Raw genomic sequence first — 25351 nt, 5'->3', positions numbered from 1 at the left:
ACCCGATGACCAACGACGAAAAGCTGCTCTCCTACCTCAAGCGGGTCTCCGCCGACCTGGCCCAGACCCGGCAGCGGCTGCGCGAGGTGGAGACCCAGGACCGGGAACCCATCGCCATCGTCGGGATGAGCTGCCGCTTCCCCGGCGGCGTGACCACCCCGGAGGAGTTCTGGCGGCTCGTCCACGACGGCACCGACGCCATCGGCGACTTCCCCGACGACCGCGGCTGGGACCTCGACGCGCTGTACGACCCCGACCCGGACGCCACCGGCAAGAGCTACGTCACGCGGGGCGGGTTCCTCGCCGACGCGGCCGGGTTCGAGCCGGACTTCTTCGGCATCAGCCCCCGTGAGGCGGTCGCGATGGACCCCCAGCAGCGGCTGCTGCTGGAGGTGTCGTGGGAGGCCCTGGAACGTGCCCGCATCGCCCCCGACTCCGCGCACGGCGCCCGGATCGGGGTGTTCGCCGGCACCAACGGCCAGGACTACAAGGACCTGCTGGCGAGGATGCCGGAGGACAGCGAGGCCGCACTCGGCACCGGCGTGCTGGCCGCCGTGATCTCCGGCCGCATCTCCTACACCCTGGGTCTGGAGGGCCCGGCCGTCACCATCGACACCGCCTGCTCCTCGGCCCTCGTCGCCGTGCACCTGGCCGTGCAGGCGCTGCGCAACAAGGAGTGCACCCTCGCCCTCGCGGGCGGCGCCACCGTGATGGCCACGCCGGGCAACTTCATCGCCTTCAGCCGGCAGCGCGGCCTGGCCCTCGACGGCCGCTGCAAGTCCTTCGCGGACGCGGCGGACGGCACCGGCTGGAGCGAGGGCGCCGGCATGCTGGTGCTGGAACGGCTCAGCGACGCCCGCCGCAACGGCCACGAGGTGCTGGCCGTGGTCCGTGGCTCCGCCGTCAACCAGGACGGCGCCTCCAACGGCCTGACCGCGCCCAACGGGCCGTCCCAGCAGCGCGTCATCCGCGCCGCGCTCGCCGGGGCGCGGCTCACCGCCGCCGACGTGGACCTGCTGGAGGCACACGGCACCGGAACCACGCTCGGCGACCCGATCGAGGCCCAGGCGCTGCTCGCCACCTACGGACAGGACCGGCCCGCCGACACCCCGCTGTGGCTCGGGTCGGTGAAGTCCAACATCGGGCACACCCAGGCCGCGGCCGGCGTCGCCGGCATCATCAAGGCCGTCATGGCGATGCGGCACCGCGTGCTGCCGAAGACGCTGCACGCCGACGAGCCGTCCACCAAGGTCGACTGGGGCCAGGGGCAGGTGCGGCTGCTGACGGAGAACCGGCCCTGGCCCGACCCCGGCCGCCCGCGCCGGGCCGCCGTCTCCTCCTTCGGCGCCAGCGGCACCAACGCGCACACCATCCTGGAGGAGGCCCCCGCCGAGGAACCGGCCCGGACCGAGCCGCGTACGGCGCCCCCGCTGGTGCCGTGGGTGCTCTCCGGCCGGACCGAACGCGCCCTGCGCGAGCAGGCCGCCCGCCTGGTGGCCGCCGCCGGTGAGCTGGACCCGGTGGACGTGGCGCACTCCCTGGCCGCCACCCGCACCGCCCATCCGTACCGGGCCGTCGTCCTCGGCCCGGACCGCGACGCGCTCCTGACCGCCGTGACCCGGGTCGCCGACGGCGGTCCGGGCGCCGCCTCGGGCCGGGGCCGCAAGGGACAGACCGCCTTCCTGTTCACCGGTCAGGGCGCCCAGCGCGCCGGCATGGGCCGGGAGCTGCACGCGCACTTCCCGGTCTTCGCCCGCGCCTTCGACGAGATCTGCGCGCACTTCGGCGACGACGAACTGCGCGACCTCGTGCTCGGCGACGACCCCGAGCCGCTGAACCGCACCGCCCGCACCCAGATGGCGCTGTTCGCCTTCGAGGTGGCGCTGTACCGGCTGGTGGAGTCCTGGGGACTCACACCCGACTACCTGGCCGGGCACTCCATCGGCGAGATCGCCGCCGCCCACGTGGCCGGCGTCCTGGACCTGAAGGACGCGACCACGCTGGTGGCCGCGCGCGGCCGGCTCATGCAGGCGCTGCCCGAGGGCGGCGCGATGATCGCCGTACGCGCCTCCGAGGAGGAGGTCCGGCCGCTGCTCACCGAGCGGGTCGGTATCGCCGCCGTCAACGGCCCCGGCTCCGTCGTGGTCTCCGGGGACGCCGCCGAGGCCGAGGCGGTGGCCGCCCACTTCGCCAAGAGCCGCCGGCTGACGGTCTCGCACGCCTTCCACTCACCGCTCATGGAACCGATGCTGGACGGGTTCCGGGCGGTCGCCGAGTCCCTGACCTACCACCGGGCCACCGTCCCGGTCGTCTCCAACGTCACCGGCGCCCTCGCCACCCAGGACATCGCCGGCCCCGACTACTGGGTGCGGCACGTGCGCGAGGCGGTCCGCTTCCACGACGGGATACGCGCCCTCACCGCCGAAGGCGTCACCCGCTTCCTCGAAATCGGCCCCGACGCCGTGCTCACCGCCATGGCCCGCGAGTGCCTGGCCGCCGACGGCACCGACACCGACGCCGTACTCGCCGCCGCCGGCCGCCGCGAGCGCGACGAGACCGAGACCCTGCTGACCGCCGTCGCCCAGCTCCACACCGGCGGGGCCGCCGTGGACTGGACAGCGCTGTTCACCGGCGCCCGCACCGTCGACCTGCCCACCACCGCCTTCCAGCGTGAGCGGTTCTGGCCCGAGACCACCGCACCGGTCGGCGACGTCGGCTCCGCCGGACTGGACCCCGCCGACCACCCGCTGCTCGGCGCGGCCACCGTGCTCGCCGACTCCGACGGCGCCGTGCTCACCGGGCGGCTGTCGGTACGCACCCACGCCTGGCTCGCCGACCACGTCGTCGGCGGCTCCGTCGTCGTCCCCGGCACCGCCATGGTCGAACTCGCCGTCCGCGCCGGCGACCAGGTCGGCTGCGGACGCCTGGAGGAACTCGCCCTCGAAGTACCGCTGGTGCTGCCCCCGGACGACGGCGTGCGCGTCCAGGTCGCCGTCGGCGCGCCCGACCCGTCCGGCGCCCGCACGGTGCAGGTGTACGCCCGTGCCGAGAGCCTGCCCGCCGACGAACCGTGGACCCTGCACGCCTCCGGCCTCCTCACCGCGGACACCGGTACGCCGGGCAGCCGTCTGGACGTGTGGCCCCCCGAGGACGCCGAACCCCTCGACACGGACGGGCTGTACGAGCGGCACGCCGCCGCCGGACTGGCGTACGGGCCCGCGTTCCAGGCGCTGACCGCCGCCTGGCGGCGCGGCGAGGAGCTGTACGCCGAGGTACGGCTGCCCGAGCGGCCCGCCGCCGACGCGCCCCGCTTCGGGCTGCACCCGGCCGCCTTCGACGCCGCCCTGCACGCCCTCGCCCTGCTCGGCGACGGTACCGCCGACGACACCGCCCGGCTGCCGTTCATGTTCGCCGGTGTCACCCTGCACGCCGTCGGCGCCTCCGTGCTGCGGGCCCGGCTGGTGCCCACCGGGAACCACGCCTTCGCCGTCGACCTGGCCGACGCCACCGGCGCCCCCGTCGCCACGGTCACCTCGCTCGCCTCCCGCCCGCTCACGAACCTGCGCGCCGCCCGCGACACCACCGCCGACGCCCTGTTCACCCTCGACTGGCAGCCGCTGCCCCTGGACACCGACGCCCCCGACACCGCCCACCGGGTGCTGCGCAGCACGCCCGGCAGCGACGGCGGCGCCGTACGGGAGGCGCTGCGCACCGCGCTCGCCGCCCTCCAGGACGACGACCCCCGCCCGCTGGCCGTCGTCACCCACGGAGCGGTCGGGGTCGCGGGGGAGGACGTGCCCGACCTGGCCGGCGCGGCCGTCTGGGGCCTGGTGCGGTCCGCGCAGTCGGAGAACCCGGACCGGTTCGTCCTGCTCGACCTCGAACCGGGCGCGGACGCCGACGCCGTCCTGCCCGCCGCCCTGGCCTCCGGCGAACCGCAGATCGCCGTGCGGGCCGGCACCGCCCACGCCGCCCGGCTGGTGCGCGCGGAAGTACCCGACGCGTCAGCGCCGTGGGAGATCGACCCCGAGGGGACCGTCCTGCTGACCGGCGCCACCGGCGGCCTCGGCCCGGTGATCGCCCGCCACCTGGTCACCGCCCACGGCGTCCGGCACCTCGCCCTGCTCAGCCGGTCGGGCCGCGCCGACGACCTGATCGCCGAGCTCGCCGCCCTCGGCGCCACCGCGACCGCCCACGCCTGCGACGCCGCCGACCGTGACGGCCTCGCCGCCGTCCTCGCCGGCATCCCGGCCGAGCACCCGCTCACCGCGGTCGTCCACGCCGCCGGCGTCCTGGACGACGGTGTCGTCTCCTCGCTCACCCCCGAGCGGATCGACACGGTCCTCGCGCCGAAGGCGCTCGGCGCCCTCCACCTCCACGAACTCACCGAGGATCTCTCGGCGTTCGTGCTGTTCTCGTCCGTCGCCGGCACCGTCGGCGCCCCCGGCCAGGGCAACTACGCCGCCGCCAACGCCCTCCTGGACGCCCTCGCCGCGCACCGCCACGCCCAGGGCCTGCCCGCCCTGTCCCTGGCGTGGGGACCGTGGGCCCCGTCGGGCGGCATGACCAGCTCCCTGGACGAGACCGACCGCGCCCGGATGGCGCGCGGTGGCATGACCGCCCTGTCGGCCGAGGAGGGCACCGCCCTGTTCGACCGGTCACTGCGCGCCGGCCGTGCCGCCCTGGCACCGGTGCGGCTCGCCCTGCCCGCGCTGCGCGCCCAGGGCAGCGGCCTCGCCCCCGTGTTCCGCGCACTGGCGGGCCGCCCGGTGCGCCGGGAAGCCGTGGCGCAGGGCACCGACGCCGGCTTCGCCGAGCGCATGGCCGTCCTCGGCGACGAGGAACGCGCCGAGGCCCTGCTGCACACGGTCCGCACCCATGTCGCCGCCGTGCTCGGGCACGCGGACCCGCAGAGCGTGGAGACCGACCGGGCCTTCAAGGACCTCGGCTTCGACTCGCTCGCCGCCATCGAGCTGCGCAACTCCCTCTCCGCCGAGCTGGGCCGGCGGCTGGCCGCCACCCTCGTCTTCGACCACCCCTCGCCCGAAGCGCTCGCCGCCCACCTCGGCACCCTGGTCGACGGCGGCGCCCGGACCGGGGCCCACCGTGGACGCCGTACCGTCAAGGCCCGCGCGGACGAGCCGCTGGCGATCGTGGGCATGGCCTGCCGCTACCCGGGCGACGTCCGCACCCCGGAGGACCTGTGGCGGCTGGTCGCCGACGGCACCGACGCCATCACCGCGTTCCCCGCCAACCGGGGCTGGGACGTGGACCGCGTCGTCGACCCCGCCCGGCAGCGCCCCGACACCTCCTACGTCGGCGAGGGCGGCTTCCTGCACGACGCGGGCGCGTTCGACGCCGCGTTCTTCGGCATCAGCCCCAAGGAAGCCCTCGTCATGGACCCGCAGCAGCGGCTGCTGCTGGAGGCGTCCTGGGAGGCGCTGGAGAACGCGGGCATCGACCCGCACAGCCTCAAGGGCAGCCGCACCGGCGTGTTCGCCGGCGTCCAGTACCACGACTACTTCGGCAGTTTCGGCTCCGGCAGCATCATCTCCGGGCGCGTCGCCTACACCCTCGGCCTGGAGGGCCCGTCGCTGTCCGTCGACACCGCCTGCTCCTCCTCGCTGGTGGCGTTGCACCTGGCCGCCCAGTCGCTCCGGCAGGGCGAGTCCGGCCTCGCCCTGGTCGGCGGCGTCGCCGTCATGGCCACCCCGGAGACCTTCATCGAGTTCAGCCGGCAGGGCGCGCTCGCCCCCGACGCCCGCACCCGCGCCTTCGCCGACGCGGCGGCCGGGACCGTGTGGGGCGAGGGCGTCGGCGTCCTGGTCGTGGAACGCCTCTCCGACGCCCGCCGCAACGGCCACGAGGTCCTGGCCGTCGTCCGTGGCACCGCCGTCAACCAGGACGGCGCCTCCAACGGTCTCACCGCCCCCAACGGCCCCTCCCAGGAACGCGTCATCCTCGAAGCCCTGGAGAACGCCCGCCTCAGCACCGCCGACGTGGACGTGGTGGAGGCGCACGGTACGGGCACGACGCTGGGCGACCCGATCGAGGCGCAGGCGCTGCTGGCCACCTATGGTCAGGAGCGCCCCTCTGACACCCCGCTGTGGCTGGGGTCGGTGAAGTCCAACATCGGTCACACGCAGGCCGCCGCCGGTGTCGCCGGTGTCATCAAGATGGTCATGGCGATGCGCCACGGCGTCCTGCCGAGGACCCTGCACGTGGACCGGCCGTCCACGAAGGTCGACTGGGACGCCGGACAGGTCCGGCTGCTCACCGAACAGCGGGACTGGCCGCGGCACGACCGGCCCCGCCGGGCCGGTGTGTCCTCCTTCGGGATCAGCGGCACCAACGCCCACGTCATCCTCGAACAGGCCCCGCCCGCCCCCGCCGAGCCCGACCGCACCGGACCGCAGGGCCTCGCCGTGCCGTGGCTGCTCACCGCCAAGACGCCCGCCGCGCTCGCCGGTCAGGCCGCCGCGCTCCTCGGCCACCTCGACACGCACCCCGGGCTCGACCCGTCCGACGTCGGCTGGACCCTCGCCACCACCCGCGCCCGCTTCCCGTACCGGGCCTCGATCACCGGCACCGACACGGCCGAACTGCGCGGCGCCCTCGCCGCGCTGGCCGACGGCGGCACCGCCCGGACCCTCGCCGAGGGCACCGCGACCGGCCGCGCCCGGCCCGTGTTCGTCTTCCCCGGCCAGGGCTCCCAGTGGTCCGGCATGGCCACCGAACTCCTCGAAGAATCCCCGGTGTTCGCCGCCCGCATGGCCGAGTGCGCCGCCGCGCTCGCGCCGTACACCGACTGGGACTTCGCCACCGAGCTGCGCGGCGACCTGGACCGGGTGGACGTCGTGCAGCCGCTGCTGTGGGCCGTGATGGTATCCCTCGCGCACACCTGGAGCGCCTACGGCGTCACCCCGGCCGCCGTCATCGGCCACTCCCAGGGCGAGATCGCCGCCGCCTGCGCGGTCGGCGCGCTGTCCCTGGAGGACGGCGCCCGCGTCGTCGCCCTGCGGTCCCGGGCCATCGCCGAACTGCTGTCCGGCTCGGGCGGCATGATGTCCGTCGGCGAGGGCGCCGACGCGGTCCGCGCCCGGCTCGCCGCCTGGGACGGCCGGCTGTCCGTCGCCGCCGTCAACGGCACCGCCTCCACGGTGGTGTCCGGCGACGCCGACGCCCTGGACGAATTCCTCGCGCGGCTCAGGGAGGAGAAGGTCCGCGCCAAGCGCCTGCCCGTGGACTACGCCTCTCACAGCGCCCACGTCGAGACCCTGCGCGAGCGCCTCGCCGAGGTCCTCGACGGCATCGAACCGCGCGCCACCCAGGTGCCGTTCTACTCGACGGTCACCGGCGGCCCGCTCGACACCACCGAGCTGGGCGCCGGGTACTGGTACACCAACCTGCGCGGCACCGTGCTGTTCGAGCAGGCCGTACGCGCCGCCGTCGCCGACGGGCACCACCTGTTCATCGAGTCCAGCCCGCACCCGGTGCTCACCGTCGGCATCCAGGAGACCGACGACGCCGTGGCAGCCGTGGGCTCGCTGCGCCGCGACGAAGGCGGCCGGGACCGGCTGCTGACCGCCCTGGGCGAGGCGTTCACCCACGGCGCCGGCGTCGACTGGACCGCCGTCGCCGAGGGCCGCCGGCCGCGCCGCGTCCCGCTGCCCGGCTACGCCTTCCAGCGCGAGTGGTACTGGCTCGACTCCACCGCGAGCGGCGCCGACGTCACCTCCGCCGGTCTCGCCCCCACCGACCACGCCCTGCTCGGTGCCGCGATGGTACGGGCCGACAGCGAAGGCGTCGTCCTCACCGGCCGGCTCTCCCCGGGCACGCAGCCCTGGCTGGAGGACCACCGGGTCGGCGGCCGGCTGCTCTTCCCGGGCACCGGGCACCTGGAACTCGCGCTGCGCGCCGGCGACCAGGTCGGCTGCGGCGACATCGCCGAACTCACCCTGCACGCACCGCTGGTCCTGCCCGACCACGGCGCCGTCCAGGTCCAGGTCACCGTCGGCCCGCCCGAGGGGGAGACCCGCCCGGTCACCATCTGGTCCCGGCCGGAGAACCCCGACGAGGACCTGCCGTGGACCCGGCACGCGGACGGCCTGCTCGCCCCCACCGGCACCCTGCCCGCCGCCCCCGACCCGCTCACCGCCTGGCCCCCGCGGGGAGCCGAACCGGTGCCGCTCGACGGCCTGTACGACGAACTCGCCGCCCTCGGCCTCGGCTACGGCCCCCTCTTCCAGGGCCTGCGTGCCGCCTGGCGCACCCGGGACGGCCTGTACGCCGAGGTCGCGACCGACGCGGCCCCCGACGGATTCGCCCTGCACCCCGCCCTGTCGGACGCCGCCCTGCACACCGTCGGCCTCACCGACGCCGCCGGCGACGAGGCCCTGCTGCCGTTCGCCTGGTCCGGGGTACGGCTGTACGCCACCGGCGCGACCGCGCTGCGCGTCCACGTCCGGCCCACCGGCGCGGGCACCGTCTCGCTCACGCTCGCCGACCCGACCGGCGCGCCGGTCGCCACCGCCGACGCGCTCACTCTGCGGCCCCTGCGGACCGAGGCCCTGGCCGCCGCGGCGCGTCCGGCCCGCGCGGGAGCGCTGTACCGGCTCACCTGGGTGCCGGCCCCGTCGGCCGCGCCCGCCGACACGGCACCGGAAGTGGTGCGCGCCCCGGGCGGAACGAGCGCCGCCGAGGCGCGGGCCGCCGTGGACGTGGTCCTGGACCGGCTGCGCGCCCGGCTCGCCGCCGACGACGCCACCCTGGTCGTGGTCACCGGCACCGACCCGGCGGGCGCCGCGGCCGGCGGCCTGGTCCGCTCCGCCCAGTCGGAGAACCCCGGCCGGATCGTGCTCGTCGAGGCCGAGGCGGGGGAGGAGCCGGACGCCGAACGCCTCGCCGAGGCCGTCGCCACCGGCGAGCCGCACCTGGCCTACCGCGACGGCGCCTGGCAGGCCCCCCGACTGACGCGCGTCACCGAAGGCGCCACCGCCGCCGCCACCACCGCCACCGCCACCGCCGACGGCGCCAGCGGCGGAGGGCGGACCACGGTCGACGGAGCCGACCCGGGCTCCGGCGCCGACCGCACCCCCGACCTCGGCAGCGGCACCGTTCTGCTCACGGGTGCGAGCGGCGCCCTCGGACGGATCCTCGCCCGGCACCTGGTCGCCGAGCGGGGCGTGCGGCACCTGCTGCTGGTGAGCCGTGGCGGGGCCCCTGACGATCTCGTCGCCGAACTGGCCGCGCTGGGCGCCGAGGTGACGAGCGCCGCGTGCGACGTCGCCGACCGGGCCGCGCTCGCCGCCGTGCTGGACGCCGTACCGGCCGACCGGCCGCTGACCGCCGTGATCCACGCGGCCGGCGTCCTCGCCGACGGCGTGCTCACCTCCCTGACGCCGGAGCGGATCGACACGGTGTTCCGGCCCAAGGCCGACGCGGCCTGGAACCTGCACGAACTCACCGCCGGCCTCGACCTCGCGGCGTTCGTGCTGTTCTCCTCGTCCGCCGCCACGCTGGGCTCGCCGGGCCAGGCGAACTACGCCGCCGCCAACGCCTACCTCGACGCCCTCGCCGTACACCGCCGTACCCTCGGACTGCCCGCCCACTCCCTGGCCTGGGGCCTGTGGGCGCAGGCGGGCGGCATGACCGGCACCCTCGACGAGACGGACCTGACGCGCATCGCGCGCGGCGGTGTCGCCCCGCTGGAGACCGAGGAGGGCGTCGCCCTCTTCGACGCGGCCCTGCGCGGCGCCGACCCCGCCGTGCTGCCGGTGAAGCTGGACATGGCGTCCCTGCGCGCCCAGGGGGAGGGCCTGGCCCCGCTGTTCCGCTCCCTGGTGCCCGTACGCCGGGCCGGCGCGGCCACCGGGCCGGGCGCGAGCGGCGGCGCGGACGGTCTGCGGGAGCGGCTCGCCGGGCTGCTGGAGGCGGAGCGCGAACCGTTCCTCACCGAACTCGTGCAGAGCCATGTCGCGACCATCCTCGGCTACCGCTCCGCCCAGGACGTCGGCCGCACCCTGGCCTTCCGGGAACTCGGCTTCGACTCGCTGGCCGCCGTCGAACTGCGCAACCGGCTCTCCGCGGCCACCGGCCTCCGGCTGCCCGCCACCCTCGTGTTCGACCACCCCACCCCCGCCCAACTCGCCCGCCACCTGCTCGGCGAACTCACCGGCACCCTCGCCGCGACCACCGCCCCCACCGCCACCCGGGACGTCGCCGCCGACGAGCCGATCGCCGTCATCGCCATGGCCTGCCGCTTCCCCGGCGGCATCGCCTCCCCGGAGGACCTGTGGCGGCTGGTGGCCGAAGGCCGGGACGCCATCGGCGAGTTCCCGGCCGACCGCGGCTGGGACGTCGACAACCTCCACGACCCGACCCTGGACCGGCCCGGCACCAGCTACACCCGGCACGGCGCCTTCCTGTACGACGCCGCCGACTTCGACCCGGCGTTCTTCGCCATGGACGACGAGGAGGCCCTGGTCACCGACCCCCAGCAGCGGCTGCTGCTGGAGACCTCCTGGGAGGCGCTGGAGCGGGCCTCCATCGACCCCGCCACCCTGCGCGGCTCCGACACCGGCGTGTTCGCGGGCGTCATGTACCACGACTACTTCGGCAGCTTCGGCTCCGGCAGCGTGGTCTCCGGCCGCGTCGCCTACACCCTCGGCCTGGAGGGCCCGACCCTGTCCGTCGACACGGCCTGCTCCTCCTCGCTGGTGGCGCTGCACCTGGCCGCGCAGTCGCTGCGGCAGGGCGACTGCTCCCTGGCGCTGGCCGGCGGCGTGACCGTGATGGCCACCCCGGGCACCTTCGTGGAGTTCAGCCGGCACCGGGGCCTGTCCCGGGACGGCCGCTGCAAGCCCTTCGCGGACGCCGCCGACGGCACCGGCTTCGGCGAGGGCGCCGGCGTCCTGCTGCTGGAACGGCTCTCCGACGCCCGCCGCAACGGCCGGAAGATCCTCGCCGTGCTGCGCGGCACCGCCGTCAACCAGGACGGCGCCTCCAACGGCATCAGTGCCCCGAGCGGCCCCGCCCAGCAGCGCGTCATCCGCCGCGCCCTCCAGGCGGCCGGCGTCCCGGCCGGCGAGGTCGACGTGGTCGAGGCGCACGGCACCGGCACCACCCTCGGCGACCCCATCGAGGCCCAGGCGCTGATCGCCACCTACGGCGCCGAGCACACCGAGGACCGCCCGCTGTGGCTCGGCTCGGTCAAGTCCAACCTGGGGCACACCCAGGCCGCCGCCGGTGTCGCCGGTGTCATCAAGATGGTCGAGGCCCTGCGCGCCGAGACCCTGCCGGCCAGCCTCGGCATCGACCGGCCCTCCCGGCACGTGGAGTGGGAGGGCGGCAACGTCCGTCTGCTCACCGAGAACCGCCCCTGGCCCGACCCCGGCCGCCCGCGCCGCGCCGGCGTCTCCTCCTTCGGCATCTCCGGCACCAACGCCCACGTGATCATCGAAGCCGCGCCGCCCGCCGAGGAACCGGCCGAGGAGCCCCCGGCCCCGCCGACCGACGTCGTGCCGTGGCTGCTGTCCGGCCACACACCGGAGGCCCTGCGCGCCCAGGCCGCCCGGCTGCTGGAGCACCTGGCCGCCGCCCCGGACACCGACCCGCACCGCCTCGCCGGCGCGCTCGCCCACGCCCGCACCCGGCTCGGCCACCGGGCCGCCGTCCTCGGCCGCACCCGGGACGAACTGACCGCGGGTGTCCGGGCCCTGGCGGAGGGCCGTACCCCGCGGGCCGGCGTCCTCGGCACCGCCACCGACGGCCGGCTCGCCTTCCTCTTCTCCGGTCAGGGCTCGCAGCTGCCGGGCATGGGCACCCGCCTCGCGGCGGCGTTCCCCGCCTTCGCCGCCGCCTTCGAGGAGGTCCGGGACCGGCTCGACCCGCTGCTGGACCGGCCGCTCGCCGAGGTCCTGGACTCCGCAGAGCTGCTGGAGCGCACCGAGTACACCCAGCCCGCCCTGTTCGCCGTCGAAGTCGCCCTGTACCGGCTGCTGGAGTCGTTCGGCGTACGGCCCGACCTGCTCGCCGGGCACTCCGTCGGCGAGTTCGCCGCCGCCCACGTCGCCGGCGTGCTCACCCTGGAGGACGCCTGCACCCTGGTCGCCGCCCGGGGCCGCCTCATGCAGGCACTGCCCGAGGGCGGCGCGATGATCGCCGTACGCGCCACCGAGGACGAGATCACGCCGTTGCTGGGCGACGGCGTGGGGATCGCCGCCGTCAACGGGCCGACGTCTGTCGTCGTCTCCGGGCCCGCCGGCCCCGCCCGCGCCCTGGCCGCCCGCTTCGAGCGCACCAGGGAACTGGCCGTCAGCCACGCCTTCCATTCGGAGCTGATGGAGCCGATGCTGGCCGAGTTCCGCGAGGTCGCCGCGTCCCTGTCGTACGGCACGCCGCGCATCCCGCTGGTGTCCACGCTCACCGGCGCCCCGGCCGTCCCCGAGGAGCTGTCCACGCCCGAGTACTGGGTACGGCACGCCCGAGAGGCCGTCCGCTTCGCCGACGCCGTCACCGCCCTGCACGCGGCCGGCGCACGGCACTTCGCGGAGGTCGGGCCGGGCAGCGCGCTGACCGCCGCAGCCGGCGAGTGCCTGCCCGACGGTACGGCCGTCGTACCGCTGCTGCGCAAGGACCGCGAGGAGACCGAAGCCCTGCTCACCGGGCTCGCCGCCCTGCACGTCCACGGCCGCGCCGTCGACTGGGCCCCGCTGCTGCCCCACCGGGACGGCTCGGACCTGCCCACTTACGCCTTCCAGCGCGGCCGCTACTGGATGACCGGCGACGTCGGCCTGCCCCGCCCGGCGGCCGACCACCCGCTGCTCGGCACCGCCGTCGAACTCGCCGGCGCCGACGGCACCCTCCACACCGGCCGGCTCTCCCTCGCCGAGCACCCGTGGCTCGCCGACCACAGCGTCGGCGGGGTGCCGCTGCTGCCGGGCACCGCCTTCGTCGAGATGGCCCTCGCCGCCGGTGCCCGCGTCGGCTGCGGCACGGTGGAGGACCTGACCGTCACCGAACCGCTGCCACTGCCCGAGGACGGCGCCGTCCGCCTCCAGTGCACGGTCGGCGAACCCGACGCGACCGGCGCCCGCGCCTTCCGCGTGTACGCCGCCGCGGCCGACGGCGACCCGTGGACCACCCACGCCACCGGCACGCTCCGCCCCGCCGAGGACAGGCCCGGACACGACCTCACCGCCTGGCCGCCGCCCGGCGCCGAACCGGTCGACCTGGACGGCGTCTACGACCGGCTGGCCGGACTGGGCGCCGAGTACGGGCCCCGCTTCCAGGGCCTGCGCGCGGCCTGGCGGCACGGCGACGAGGCGTACGCCGAGGTCGCCGTCCCCACCGACGGCGCCGCGTTCGGCCTGCACCCGGCGCTGTTCGACGCCGCCCTGCACACCATCGGGCTGCGCGCCGGAGCCGAGGAGCGCATGACGCTGCCCTTCGCCTGGAACGGCGTGGAGCTTCACGCGCCGGGCGCGACCGCCCTGCGGGTGCGGATCGCCCCGGCCGGCACCGGCGCGGTGCGCATCGAGGCCGCCGACGACACCGGCCGGCCGGTGGTGCGCGTGGCGTCCCTGTCGCTTCGGGAGGTCGACCCGGAGCGGATCGCCGCGGCCGCGAGCGGGGGACACGACGACCTGTTCGCCCTCGACTGGGTGCCGGTCTCCGTGCCCGCGGCCCCGCAGGCCGGACGGTGGACCGTCCTCGGCCCCGGCCGCCGGGAACTGGCCGGCTCCCTGGCAGGCGAGGTCGCCGAGGTCGCCGTCGCCGACGACCTGGCCGAGGCCGCCGGACAGGCCCCCGACACCCTGGTCGTCGTCCACACCGGCGGGGAGGGGCCGGCCGCGGCCCGGGCCGGCGCCGGGCGGCTGCTCGCCCTGGTGCAGGACTGGCTGGCCGACGCACGGTTCGCCGACACCACCCTGGTGGTGGCGACGCGCGGAGCGACCGGCCCCGGGGACGTCACCGACCCCGGCGCCGCCACCGCGTGGGGCCTGATCCGCTCCGCCCAGACCGAGCATCCCGACCGGATGGTCCTCGCCGACCTGGACGACACGGACGCCTCCCGCCGCCTGCTGCCCTCCGCCGTCGCCTCCGGCGAGTCCCAACTGGCCCTGTGCGACGGCAGGCTGAGCGTCCCCCGGCTGGTGCGCGCGCCACGCCTGGCCGAATCCGCCCCGGCCGACTTCTCCGGCGGAGTCCTCGTCACCGGCGGCACCGGCGCCCTGGGTGGCTTGGTCGCCCGGCACCTGGTCATCGCGCACGGCGCCGAGCGGCTGGTGCTGCTCAGCCGCGGCGGCCCCGAGGCGCCCGGCGCGGCCGGCCTGCGGGACGAACTCACCGCGCTCGGCGCCCAGGTGACGGTCGTCGCCTGCGACGCCGCCGACCGCGCCGCCCTCGCCCGCGTCCTGGACGAGCACCCGGTCTCCGCCGTCGTGCACACCGCGGGCGTCCTCGCCGACGCCGTCCTCACCTCGCTCACCCCCGAGCGGCTGGACACGGTCCTGCGGCCGAAGCTGGACGCCGCCTGGCACCTGCACGAACTGACCCGGGAGCGGCCCCTGACCGCGTTCGCGCTGTTCTCCTCCGCCGCGGGCCTGCTCGGCAGCCCCGGCCAGGCCGGCTACGCCGCCGGCAACACCTTCCTCGACGCCCTCGCCGCCCACCGCACATCGCTCGGGCTGCCCGCGGTCTCGCTCGCCTGGGGCGCCTGGGCGGGCAGCGGCGGCATGGCCGACCGGCTCGGCGACACCGACACCCGCCGCATGGCCTCCGGCGGGGTGCTCGCCCTCGACGCGGAGAGCGGGCTCGCCCTGTTCGACACGGGCGTGGGCCGCGCCGAACCGGTGCTGCTGCCGGCCCGCCTGGACCTCGCCCCGCGCGAGGCCACCCGGGTCGCCCCGCTGCTGCGCAACCTGGTGCGGACGCCGCGCCGGACCGGACCCGGGGCGTCGGCCGCCGCGTCGGCGCTGCGCCGCGAACTGGCCGCGCTCGCACCGCGGGAGCGGACCGAACGGCTGTTGCGGCTGGTGCGGGACGAGGCCCGGGCGGTCCTCGGCGTCGAGGAGTTCGAGGCCGGCCTGCCCTTCAAGGACCTCGGCTTCGACTCGCTGACCGCCGTCGAGTTCCGCAACCGGCTCAACGAGGCCACCGGGCTCAGGCTGACCGCCACGCTGGTCTTCGACCACCCCACGCCGGCCGCGCTCACCGACCACCTGGCAGGCGAGCTGGCCCCGCGCACCGACGACGGGCCGCGCGCCGAGGAGGACACCGTGCGGGCCGCGCTCGCCAGCATCCCGGTGGGACGGCTGCGCGAGGCCGGCCTGCTGGACAGCCTGCTCGAACTCGCCGGGCTGCGGCCCGCGCCGCAGTCGGCGCAGGACGACGAGGCCGGCCGCGCGCCGATCGACGCGATGGACGCCGAGAGTTTGATCAGCATGGCGCTCGACGACCTCGTCGGCGACGACGACGCGCTGTGACGCCGAGCAGGGAAGCCGCGCCGGGACGGCGTGCTGTGACGACGCCCGCGACAAGGAAGAGGACCATGGCCGAGTCCGAGAAGCCGGACACCAGGATGGTCGAGGCGCTGCGCGCCTCGCTGAAGGAGATCGAGCGGCTGCGGGAACGCAACCGCGCGCTGACCGCGGCGGCCCGGGAACCGATCGCGATCGTCGGCATGGCCTGCCGCTACCCGGGCGGGGTGCGGTCCCCGGAGGACCTGTGGCGGCTGGTCGCGGACGGCGCGGAGGGCATCACCCCGTTCCCCGGCGACCGCGGCTGGGACCCGGACCTGTACGACCCGACGCCGGGCGTGCCGGGCCGCTCCTCCACCCGCGAGGGCGGCTTCCTGCACGACGCGGGGGACTTCGACGCCGCGTTCTTCGGCATCAGCCCCAACGAGGCCCTCGTCATGGACCCGCAGCAGCGCCTGCTGCTCGAAGGCTCCTGGGAGGCCCTGGAGAACGCCGGCATCGACCCGGTCGCGCTGCGCGGCAGCCGCACCGGTGTGTTCGCGGGCATCATGTACCACGACTACTTCGGCAGCTTCGGTTCGGGCAGCATCGTCTCCGGCCGCGTCGCCTACACCCTGGGCCTGGAGGGCCCGACGCTCAGCGTGGACACCGCCTGCTCCTCGTCGCTCGTCACGCTGCACCTGGCCGCGCAGGCGCTGCGGCAGGGCGAGTGCACCCTGGCCCTGGCCGGGGGAGTGACGGTGATGGCCTCACCGGTCACGTACGTGGAGTTCAGCCGGCAGGGCGCCCTCTCCCCGGACGGGCGCTGCCGCTCCTTCGCCGACGACGCGGCCGGTACCGGCTTCTCCGAGGGACTGGGCGTCCTGGTCCTGGAGCGGCTGTCGGACGCGCGGCGCAACGGCCACGAGGTGCTGGCGGTCGTCCGTGGCTCCGCCGTGAACCAGGACGGCGCCTCCAACGGCCTGACCGCGCCGAACGGTCCGTCGCAGCAGCGGGTGATCCGGCAGGCGCTTGCGTCGGCCCGGTTGTCGGCGGCGGACGTGGACGTGGTGGAGGCGCACGGCACGGGCACGACGCTGGGCGACCCGATCGAGGCGCAGGCGCTGCTGGCCACCTATGGCCAGGAGCGGCCCTCTGACGCCCCGCTGTGGCTGGGGTCGGTGAAGTCCAACATCGGTCACACGCAGGCCGCCGCCGGTGTCGCCGGTGTCATCAAGATGGTGATGGCGATGCGCCACGGCGTCCTGCCGAGGACGCTGCACGTGGACCGGCCGTCCACGAAGGTGGACTGGGACGCCGGTCGGGTGCGCCTGCTGACGGAGGAGCAGCCCTGGCCCCGGACCGACCGGCCGCGCCGGGCCGGTGTGTCCTCCTTCGGGATCAGCGGCACCAACGCCCACACCATCATCGAGGAGGCGCCCGCAGAGGACCCGGCGGACGCCGAACCGGACGCCCCGGCGGTCCTATGGCCCCTGTCCGCCCGCTCGGCAGCGGCCCTGCCCGCCCAGGCGGAGCGCCTGCACGCCTTCCTGGCGGACCGGCCCGAGCTGCATCCGGCGGCCGTCGCCAGGGCCCTCGGCACCCGGCGTACCGCCTTCGACCACCGCGCGGCCGTCACCGGCACCGACCGGGACCAGTTGCTCGCCGGACTGCGCGCCCTCGCCGACGGCACCCCCGCCGCCACGGCCGCCACCGGCAGGGCGCGGACCGGCACCCGTACGGCGTTCCTGTTCACCGGCCAGGGCGCCCAACGCCTCGGCATGGGCCTCGAACTGCGCGCCCGCTACCCGGTGTTCGCGGACGCCTTCGACGCGATCGACGCCCGGCTCGGGCTGGACCTCGCCGGGGTGCTGGCCGGCGACGACGCCGACGCCCTCCACCGCACGCGGTACGCGCAGACGGCACTGTTCGCCTACGAGGTGGCCCTGTTCCGGCTGCTGGAGTCCTTCGGTGTGCGGCCCGACGTCCTGGCCGGGCACTCCGTCGGCGAGATCGCCGCCGCCCATGTGGCCGGCGTGCTCGACCTGGACGACGCCTGCGCCCTGGTCGCCGCCCGCGGCCGGCTCATGCAGGAGCTGCCGGAGGGCGGCGCGATGGTCGCCGTACAGGCCACGGAGGAGCAGGTGCGGCCGCTGCTGGACGACCGCGTGGGGCTGGCCGCGGTCAACGGACCGTCCTCCGTGGTGCTTTCGGGGCAGGAGGCGGCGGTGCTCACCGCCGCCGAGGGCTTCGTGAAGACCAAGCGGCTCGCCGTCTCGCACGCCTTCCACTCGCCCCTGATGGACGGCATGCTCGACGAGTTCCGTACGGTGGCCGAGGATCTGACATTCCATCAGCCACGCATCCCGCTGGTGTCCGCCCTCACCGGCGGCCCCGCCGACGGCGAGCAGCTGTGCGACCCCGGCTACTGGGTGCGGCACGTGCGGGAGACGGTCCGGTTCGCCGACGCCGTCGCGGCCCTCACCGCCTCGGGCGTCGGCCGCTTCGTGGAAGTCGGCCCGGACGCCGTGCTGACCGGCCTCGTCCGCGAGTGCCCGGACGCCGACGGCGGCGTCCTCGTCGCCCTCGGCCGGCGCCACGGCAGCGAACCCGTGGCCCTCCTGTCGGGACTCGCCCGGCTGTACACCGACGGCCTCGCCCCCGACTGGGCGGCGCTCTTCCCCGGTACGGCCCGCGCCGAACTGCCCACCTACGCGTTCCGGCACGAGCGGTACTGGCTGAACGCGGACGTGGCCCTCACCGTCCTCCCGGCGGCCGAGCCGGCGCCGGCCGTCGCGTCCAGGGACGCCGAACCGCTCCGGCAGCGGCTCGCCGGGGCCCCGCCGGCCGAGCAGGAGGCGCTGCTGACCGAGGTGATCCGGGCCCAGGCCGCGGCGATCCTCGGGCACCCGGGACCGGAGGCCGTCGAGCCCGACGCCGTCTTCCTGGAGATCGGCATGGACTCCGTCTCCGCGGCCGAACTCCGCGCGGCCCTCGGCGCCGCCCTGGGCAGCACCCTCCCGGCCGGTGCCGTCTTCGACCACCGCACGCCGGCCGCCCTCGCCGCCGCGCTGCGCGGGCACCTGGCGGGCGGCGCTCCCGGCCCGGCCGGCGCCGGTGACCTGGAATCGGTCAGCGGGCTGGTGCGGCGCGCCGCGGCCGACGGGCGGATGGACCGGGCCATCGACCTGCTGCGCACCGTGGCCGACATCCTCCCCGGCTTCTCCTCCCTGGCCGAACTCGGTGCCGTCGCCGACCCGGTGCGGCTGGCCACCGGCGACTCCGCCCCACGGCTCGTCTGCCTGCCGTCACCGATGGCGCTCGGCGGCGCCCACCAGTACGCCCGTTTCGCCCGGTACTTCGACGGCCGCCGTGACGTCGTGGTGCCCTCGGTGCCCGGCTTCGGCCCCGGAGAGGCGCTGCCGCGTTCCGTGGACGCCGTGGTGGAGGTGGTCGTCGAGGGCATTCGCCGGGCCTGCGCGGACGAGCGGCCGTACGTGCTCGTCGGCTACTCCTCCGGCGGCCAGTTCGCCCACGCGGCGGCCGAGATCATGGAGAAGGCCGGACAGCCGGCCGCCGGCGTGGTGCTGCTCGACACCTACCTGCCCGGGGACGACGGCAAGGACGACCTGTGGCGGCAGATGTTCGACGGCATGCTGGACCGGGAGTCGTCCCTCGGGGGCTTCGGGACCGCCCGCCTGGCCGCCATGAGCCGCTACAGCGACCTGATCCAGCACTGCCTGCCCGGCGCCCTCACCGCACCCGTGCTGTTCGTACGGCCCACGGAGTCCTTCGCCACCGGCGCGGACGACTGGCGGGCGAGCTGGCCCGCGGAGCACGAGCCGGCCGACGTGCCCGGCACGCACTTCACGATGTTGGAGGACCGCGCGGAGGCCACCGCCGAGGCGGTCGAGTCATGGCTCACGGCGGCGCGGTCCGCCGCCGCGTCCTGAAATCGGCGGCGGTAGAAAGAGAAGGGGCGAGGGCGGCTGAAAAGCCGCCCGCGCCCCGGCTTTTCTTCACTCACCGGCCTCACGGAAATGCGCCAACCACGCGTGGATATCGCATCGGATACTGTCCGGATCGACACCTAATTGCAGGGCGATTTCATCCGCGGCCGATTCCGGCTGCCAGCCGCTGCGCTGGAGCGCCAGCCACATGGTCGTGCCGCGTGGGCCGCATCGGTGCCGCTTCCCGGTGCGCCGGGAGAACAGCTCCAGATATCCGTCGGGCCGGACCTGTGCGGTCAGTTCGTGGTCAGGCCTCGTGGCCATGGGACTTCCCATCTTTCGTGGATTTCTGCGGACGGTTTCGACGGTACCCGCGAACAAGCCCCGGGACACGGGTGGCAACCGGCCCTTTCGAAGGGGAGTCAAATATTCGGACAAGGGTGATGACACCACTGCACAAAGGTGGCGGACACCCGTCGGAACCTGCCGGTCCGAGGTAGAGAAACCTCTACCTCGAACCGGCCGGACAATGCCAATGTGCCGCGGGCCCGGCGTTCCTAATCTGGCCCGCAGACACCGCGTGAGAAGCGAAATCTCGTAGGGGAGCCCCCGTGCACACTTCACACGACCTCCGCCGGGCGGAGGCGGTACGGCTGGACGCCGTGTCGAAGACCTATGGCCGAGGAGACAGCCAGGTGGCCGCGCTCCGCGGGCTCACCGTGAGCTTCGCCGACGGCACCTTCACCGCCGTCATGGGACCGTCCGGATCGGGCAAGAGCACGTTCCTGCACTGCGCCGCGGGACTGGTCCAGCCCACCTCCGGCACGGTCACCGTCGGCGGCACCGACCTCGCCGGCCTGGACGACACCCGGCTGACCAAGCTGCGCCGCGACCGGATCGGCTTCATCTTCCAGTCCTTCAACCTGCTGCCCGCGCTGACGGTCATGCAGAACATCACCCTGCCGCTGCAACTGGCCGGACAGCGGCCGGACAAGAGCCTGATCCGCACCGTCGTGCAGCGCGTGGGCCTGAACGAACGGCTCGGCCACCTGCCGTCCCAGCTCTCCGGCGGCCAGCAGCAGCGCGTCGCCATCGCCCGCGCCCTGGTGACCCGCCCCGCCGTGGTCTTCGCCGACGAGCCCACCGGCGCCCTCGACACCCGCACCGCCGCCTCCGTGCTCGGCCTGCTGCGCGAGTCCGTCGACACCGCCCGCCAGACGCTGGTCATGGTCACCCACGACCCGGTGGCCGCCTCCTACGCCGACCGCGTGGTCTTCCTCGCCGACGGCGCCTTCGCCGGCGAGCTGCTCCGGCCGACGGCCGACGCCGTCGCCGCCCGGATGACCCGGCTCGGCGCCTGGGAGGACGACACCCACCGGCAGGGCGCCGCGCAGCCCTCGGGAGGGCGGTACTGATGTGGCGCCTGGCACTGCGCACCCTGAAGTTCCGCAGGACGAGCTTCATCGCCACCTTCCTCGCCATGTTCCTCGGCGCCGCGATCGTCATCGGCTGCGGCGGCCTGATGGAGACGGGCGTCCGCATGGCGGCCGAACCCCAGCGCCTGAACGGCGCCCCGGTCGTCGTCACCGGTGAACAGACCTACGACTCCACCGCCCTGACCGAACGTCACCGCATCGACCCCCGCCTCGTCGGCGAGGTCGCCCGGGTCCAGGGCGTCCGCGCGGCCGTCGGCGACGTGTCCGTCCCGGCCACCGTCCTCAAGGACGGCAAGCCGGTCACCGGCAGGTCCGCCTCGTACGGCCACGGCTGGGCCTCCGCCCGGCTCACCCCCTATACCCTCGCCGCCGGTAAAACCCCCGTCGCCGGCGGCGAGGCCGTCCTCGACGCGGACCTCGCCCGGCGCGCCGGAGCGCGCCCGGGGTCCGCCGTCGACATCGTCGTCCAGGGCACCGTCCGGCGGTTCCAGGTCAGCGGCATCGCCGAGCAGCGCGGCGACCACAACCCGGACGCCGCCGTGTTCTTCACGGACGACGAGGCCCGCACCCTCGCCGGTGGCCGTATCGACTCCATCGGTGTGCTGCCCGATCGCGGCACACGGGTCGCCGCGGTCGCGGACGCGGTGCGCGCGAAGGTCGGCGACCGCGCCGAGGTGCTGACCGGCGAACGCCGGGGACTGGCCGAACTGCCCGGCACCCTCTCCAGCAAGCGCACCGTCGTCATCCTCGCGGCGGTCTTCGGCTCCTCCGTGGTCCTCATCGTCATGTTCGGCGTGGCCTCCACCCTCGGCCTCTCCCTCCAGCAGCGCGCCCGCGAGATGGCCCTGCTGCGCGCCGTCGGCTCCACCCCGCACCAGCTCCGCCGCATGATCCTCACCGAGACGGCCGTGCTGTCCGTGGGCTCCGTCCTGCTCGCTCTGCTGCCCGGATACGCCATCGGACGGCTGCTCTTCGGGGTGCTGACATCCAGCGGCGTGGTGTCGTCGGCGATCGTCTACCACGCCGGATGGATGCCGATGGCCGTCGGAGCCGTCGTCACCGTGCTCGCCGCGGCCGGCGCCACCCGCTTCGCCGGACGGCGCGCCGCCCGCACCGAACCGGTCGCCGCGCTGGCCGAATCCACCGCCGGCACCCGCTGGTTCAGCGTCCCCCGGCTGCTGCTCGCACTGTTCTTCCTCGCCAACGGCATCGGTTTGGCCGTCGCCACCGCCACCGTCATGGAGGACGGCCCCACCCTCGCCAGCACCGCCGGACCCGCCTCCGTGCTGTTCTGCATCGGCCTCGCCCTGCTCGCCCCCGGCATCACCAAGGTCATGGTCGCGCTGCTCCGCCTGCCGGTCCGGGCCCTCTCCGGGCTCTCCGGTCAGCTCGCGCTGCGCAACGCCGCCACCGCCAACGTCCGCATGGCCGGCGCGGTCGCGCCGATCGTCCTGCTCATCGGCATCGCCACCGGCACCCTGTACATGCAGTCCACCGAGGACCACGTCTCCCGGACCTCCTACGACCGCAACATCCTCGCCGACCACGTCCTCGACTCCACCACGGGCGGATTCGCACCCGGTGTCGTCGACCGGGTGCGCGCCACGCCGGGGGTGGCCGCGGCCTCCGAGTTCGTCACCAGCCGCGGCTTCGTGGACCGCGCCGGCGGCCCGGACCAGGTCGACCTGCGCGGGGTCTCCGCCGACGGCGTGCGGCAGAGCCTGGACCTGCCCGTCGTGGCCGGTTCCCTCACCGGCCTGCGCGGCGACACCGTGGCCCTGTCCGACAAGAAGGCCCGGGAGTACGGGGTGAAGGTCGGCGAGCGGCTGCCGATGCACCTCGGGGACGGCACCGCCGTACGACCCACCGTCGTGGCCCTCTACCGCGACAACCCCAAGCAGGAGTACCTGACGCTGCCCGCGGCCACCCTCGCCCCGCACACCGGTGACGGGCTGCCGCACCAGATCCTCGTCCGCACCGCGCGCGGCACCGGCGCCGGCGTCCACGAACGCCTCGCCGCACTGGCCGCGGAGGTGCCCGGCACCGAACTGGACGACAGCTCCTCGCTGGCCGGCCGGAACAACCAGATCCAGCAGATCCTGGTCTCCGCCAACTACACCATCGTCGCCATGATCGTCGGGTACGCCGCGATCACCGTCGTCAACACCCTGGTGTCCGTCACCCGGAAACGGCGCGCGGAGTTCGGCCTCCAGCGGCTCACCGGTGCCACCCGCGCCCAGGTGCTCGGCATGCTGACCGTCGAGGGCCTGTTGACCGGCGTCGTCGCCACCGTCCTCGGCACCGTCGCCTCCGCGACGACCATCGTCCCCTACAGCCTCGTCAAGAGCGACTCCTACCTGCCCTCCGGATCCATCGGCATCTACCTCGCCATCGTCGGCGGATCGCTGCTGCTGGTGTTCGGCGCCACGCTGCTGCCGTCCTGGCGCGGCATGCGCAGCCCCGCCGTGGAGACGGTGAAGGCCGCGTGAGTCACCCCCTGGCCGGGCCGTCCCCGCTTCCCCCGAGCGGGGGCGGCCCCTCCATGACGGGTGGCCGGGAATGGGAACATGACGACATGAAGACTGTGCCGGTCACGTGGCGCGGCCGACTCGGCCGCGCCACCCTGGACACCCTGGTCGGCGTGGCCATCGCCTCCGGAGCGCTGCTGTCGGTCGTCCTCTTCGTCACCACCACCTACTTCATCGTCCTCTGCCTCATCGGCATCGGCTTCCTCGCGCTGCCCTACCTCACCCGGGCCGTGCGATGGCTGTGCGACCTCAACCGGCGGGCCGCCGCGCGCTCCGGCGTCCCGGTGGAGCGGCCCTACCGGCCCGAGCCGGAGGAGATCGAGAAGGACATCGTCGGCTGGACGCGGCGCTGCAAGTGGATCCTCGCCGACCCCGCGACCTGGCGGGACCTGTTGTGGCTGTTCCTCAACTGCGTGGTCGGTCTCGTCGGCTTCGTTCCGGCCGCGCTGCTGTACTACGCGGGGGAGGGACTGTTCCTCGCCTGCGGCCTGTGGCAGCCCCTCGCGGACGACGGACACGGCCGCTGGTACTCCTTCGTCACCGTAGACAGCTGGCCGGCGGCGCTCGCCGCGGCCCTGCTGGCGCTCGTCGTGCTCACCGGCTGGATCTTCCTCGGCCCCCTGGCGCTCAAGGGGTACGCCTACTTCGTCCGCTTCCTGCTCGGTCCCACCCGCCAGTCCCAACTGGCCTCACGCGTCCAGCACCTGTCCGAGACCCGGTCCGGCGCACTCGACATCCAGGCCGCCGAACTGCGCCGCATCGAACGCGACCTGCACGACGGAGCCCAGGCCCGGCTCGTCAGCCTCGGCCTTCAACTCGGCGCCGTGGACCGGAAGATGAACCAGGACCCGGAGGAGGCCCGGCGGCTGCTGCGGCAGGCCCGCTCCTCGTCGGTGGAGGCGCTGCGCGAGCTGCGCGACCTGGTTCACGGCATCCACCCGCCGGTCCTCGCCGAGCGGGGCCTGCCCGACGCCCTGCGCGCCCTGGGCCTGGCCAGCCCCCTCCACGTCACCGTGGTGGCGGACCTGCCCGGCCGGCTGCCCGACCCGGTCGAGTCCGCCGTGTACTTCGCGGTGTCCGAGCTGCTCACCAACGCCCTCAAGCACGCCGACGCGCGGCGCGTGGAGGTCGTCGCCTGGTGCGAGGAGGGCATGCTGCACACCCGGGTCACCGACGACGGCCGCGGCGGCGCCGACGCGTCGGCCGGGAGCGGCCTCGCGGGCATCCGACGGCGGCTGGCATCCTTTGACGGGGTCCTGGAGATCGACAGTCCACCGGGCGGTCCGACCGTGATGAAGATGGAGTTGCCGTGCGCGTTGTCCTCGCCGAAGACCTCTTCCTCCTGAGGCAGGGGATCATCCAACTGCTGGAGGCGTACGACTTCGAGGTGGTCGCCGCCGTCGACAACGGCACGGACCTCGCCGCCGCGATCAGCGAGCACCGGCCCGACATCGCCATCGTCGACGTACGGCTCCCGCCCACCTTCACCACCGAGGGCCTCCAGGCCGCCCTGCGCGCCCGCCGGGAGCAGCCCGGCCTGCCGATCCTCGTCCTCTCCCAGCACGTCGAGCAGATGTACGCCCGGGAACTGCTGGCCGACGGCACCGGCGGCATCGGCTACCTGCTGAAGGACAGCGTGCTGGACGACGAGCAGTTCATCGACGCCGTACGCCGGGTCGCGGCCGGCGGCACGGCGATGGACACCGCCGTGGTCGCCCAGCTCATGACCAGTCACTCCCGGGACGAGCCGCTGGCCGCGCTCACCGCCCGCGAGCGCGAGGTGCTGGAGCTGATGGCGGAGGGCTGCTCGAACACGGCGATCGCCCAGCGGCTCACCATCACCGAGGGCGCCGCGGCGAAGCACATCTCCAACATCTTCACCAAGCTGATGCTGCCGCCGTCGAGCGACAGCAACCGCCGGGTGCTCGCCGTGCTGGCCTACCTCAACGCCTGAGCAGGCCGGTTGGGGCGGGTAG

At 75.2% G+C, this 25351-nt stretch carries 7 protein-coding genes; 6 read left to right on the top strand and 1 reads right to left on the bottom strand.

All coding sequences use genetic code 11. The features are described 5' to 3' along the window. The first annotated feature begins 5 nt into the window (after window positions 1–5). Together ACH4LD_RS15410 and ACH4LD_RS15405 are read left to right on the top strand one after the other, a co-directional pair. The gene (locus tag ACH4LD_RS15410) at window positions 6–15488 is read left to right on the top strand and encodes an SDR family NAD(P)-dependent oxidoreductase (RefSeq protein ID WP_398055195.1); all 15483 of its coding nucleotides are present in this window, start codon (window positions 6–8) and stop codon (window positions 15486–15488) included. Between the two features lie 65 nt (window positions 15489–15553). Next, the gene (locus ACH4LD_RS15405) at window positions 15554–19414 is read left to right on the top strand and encodes a type I polyketide synthase (protein ID WP_398055194.1); all 3861 of its coding nucleotides are present in this window, start codon (window positions 15554–15556) and stop codon (window positions 19412–19414) included. Between the two features lie 66 nt (window positions 19415–19480). On the opposite strand, the gene ACH4LD_RS15400 is transcribed toward ACH4LD_RS15405, so the two are convergent. Beyond that, on the bottom strand, window positions 19481–19735 hold the full coding sequence (locus ACH4LD_RS15400) for a hypothetical protein (RefSeq protein WP_132784445.1): 255 nt from the start codon (window positions 19733–19735) through the stop codon (window positions 19481–19483). A gap of 287 nt (window positions 19736–20022) precedes the next feature. Between ACH4LD_RS15400 and ACH4LD_RS15395 the strand changes: the two genes are divergently transcribed. From ACH4LD_RS15395 to ACH4LD_RS15380, 4 genes are all read left to right on the top strand, one after another. Further along, window positions 20023–20826 carry an ABC transporter ATP-binding protein gene (locus tag ACH4LD_RS15395; protein WP_398055193.1) on the top strand — a complete coding sequence of 268 codons (804 nt, stop codon included), beginning with the start codon at window positions 20023–20025 and terminating at the stop codon, window positions 20824–20826. Beyond that, on the top strand, window positions 20826–23336 hold the full coding sequence (locus ACH4LD_RS15390; protein ID WP_398055192.1) for an FtsX-like permease family protein: 2511 nt from the start codon (window positions 20826–20828) through the stop codon (window positions 23334–23336). The genes ACH4LD_RS15395 and ACH4LD_RS15390 overlap by 1 nt, the downstream gene beginning before the upstream one ends. 86 nt (window positions 23337–23422) lie before the next feature. Then, entirely contained in the window at window positions 23423–24721 is a 1299-nt protein-coding gene (locus ACH4LD_RS15385) for a sensor histidine kinase (protein WP_398055191.1), read from the top strand. After that, window positions 24685–25329 carry a response regulator transcription factor gene (locus ACH4LD_RS15380; protein ID WP_132784442.1) on the top strand — a complete coding sequence of 215 codons (645 nt, stop codon included), beginning with the start codon at window positions 24685–24687 and terminating at the stop codon, window positions 25327–25329. Before ACH4LD_RS15385 ends, ACH4LD_RS15380 begins: the two co-directional genes overlap by 37 nt. Window positions 25330–25351 lie beyond the last annotated feature (22 nt).

Origin of the sequence: Streptomyces sp. NPDC017676, from assembly GCF_044329325.1 — a bacterium.
GTDB lineage: Bacteria > Actinomycetota > Actinomycetes > Streptomycetales > Streptomycetaceae > Streptomyces.
The sequence above is the reverse complement of the archived record's forward strand: the minus strand, read 5'-3'. Positions and strand labels throughout refer to the sequence as shown.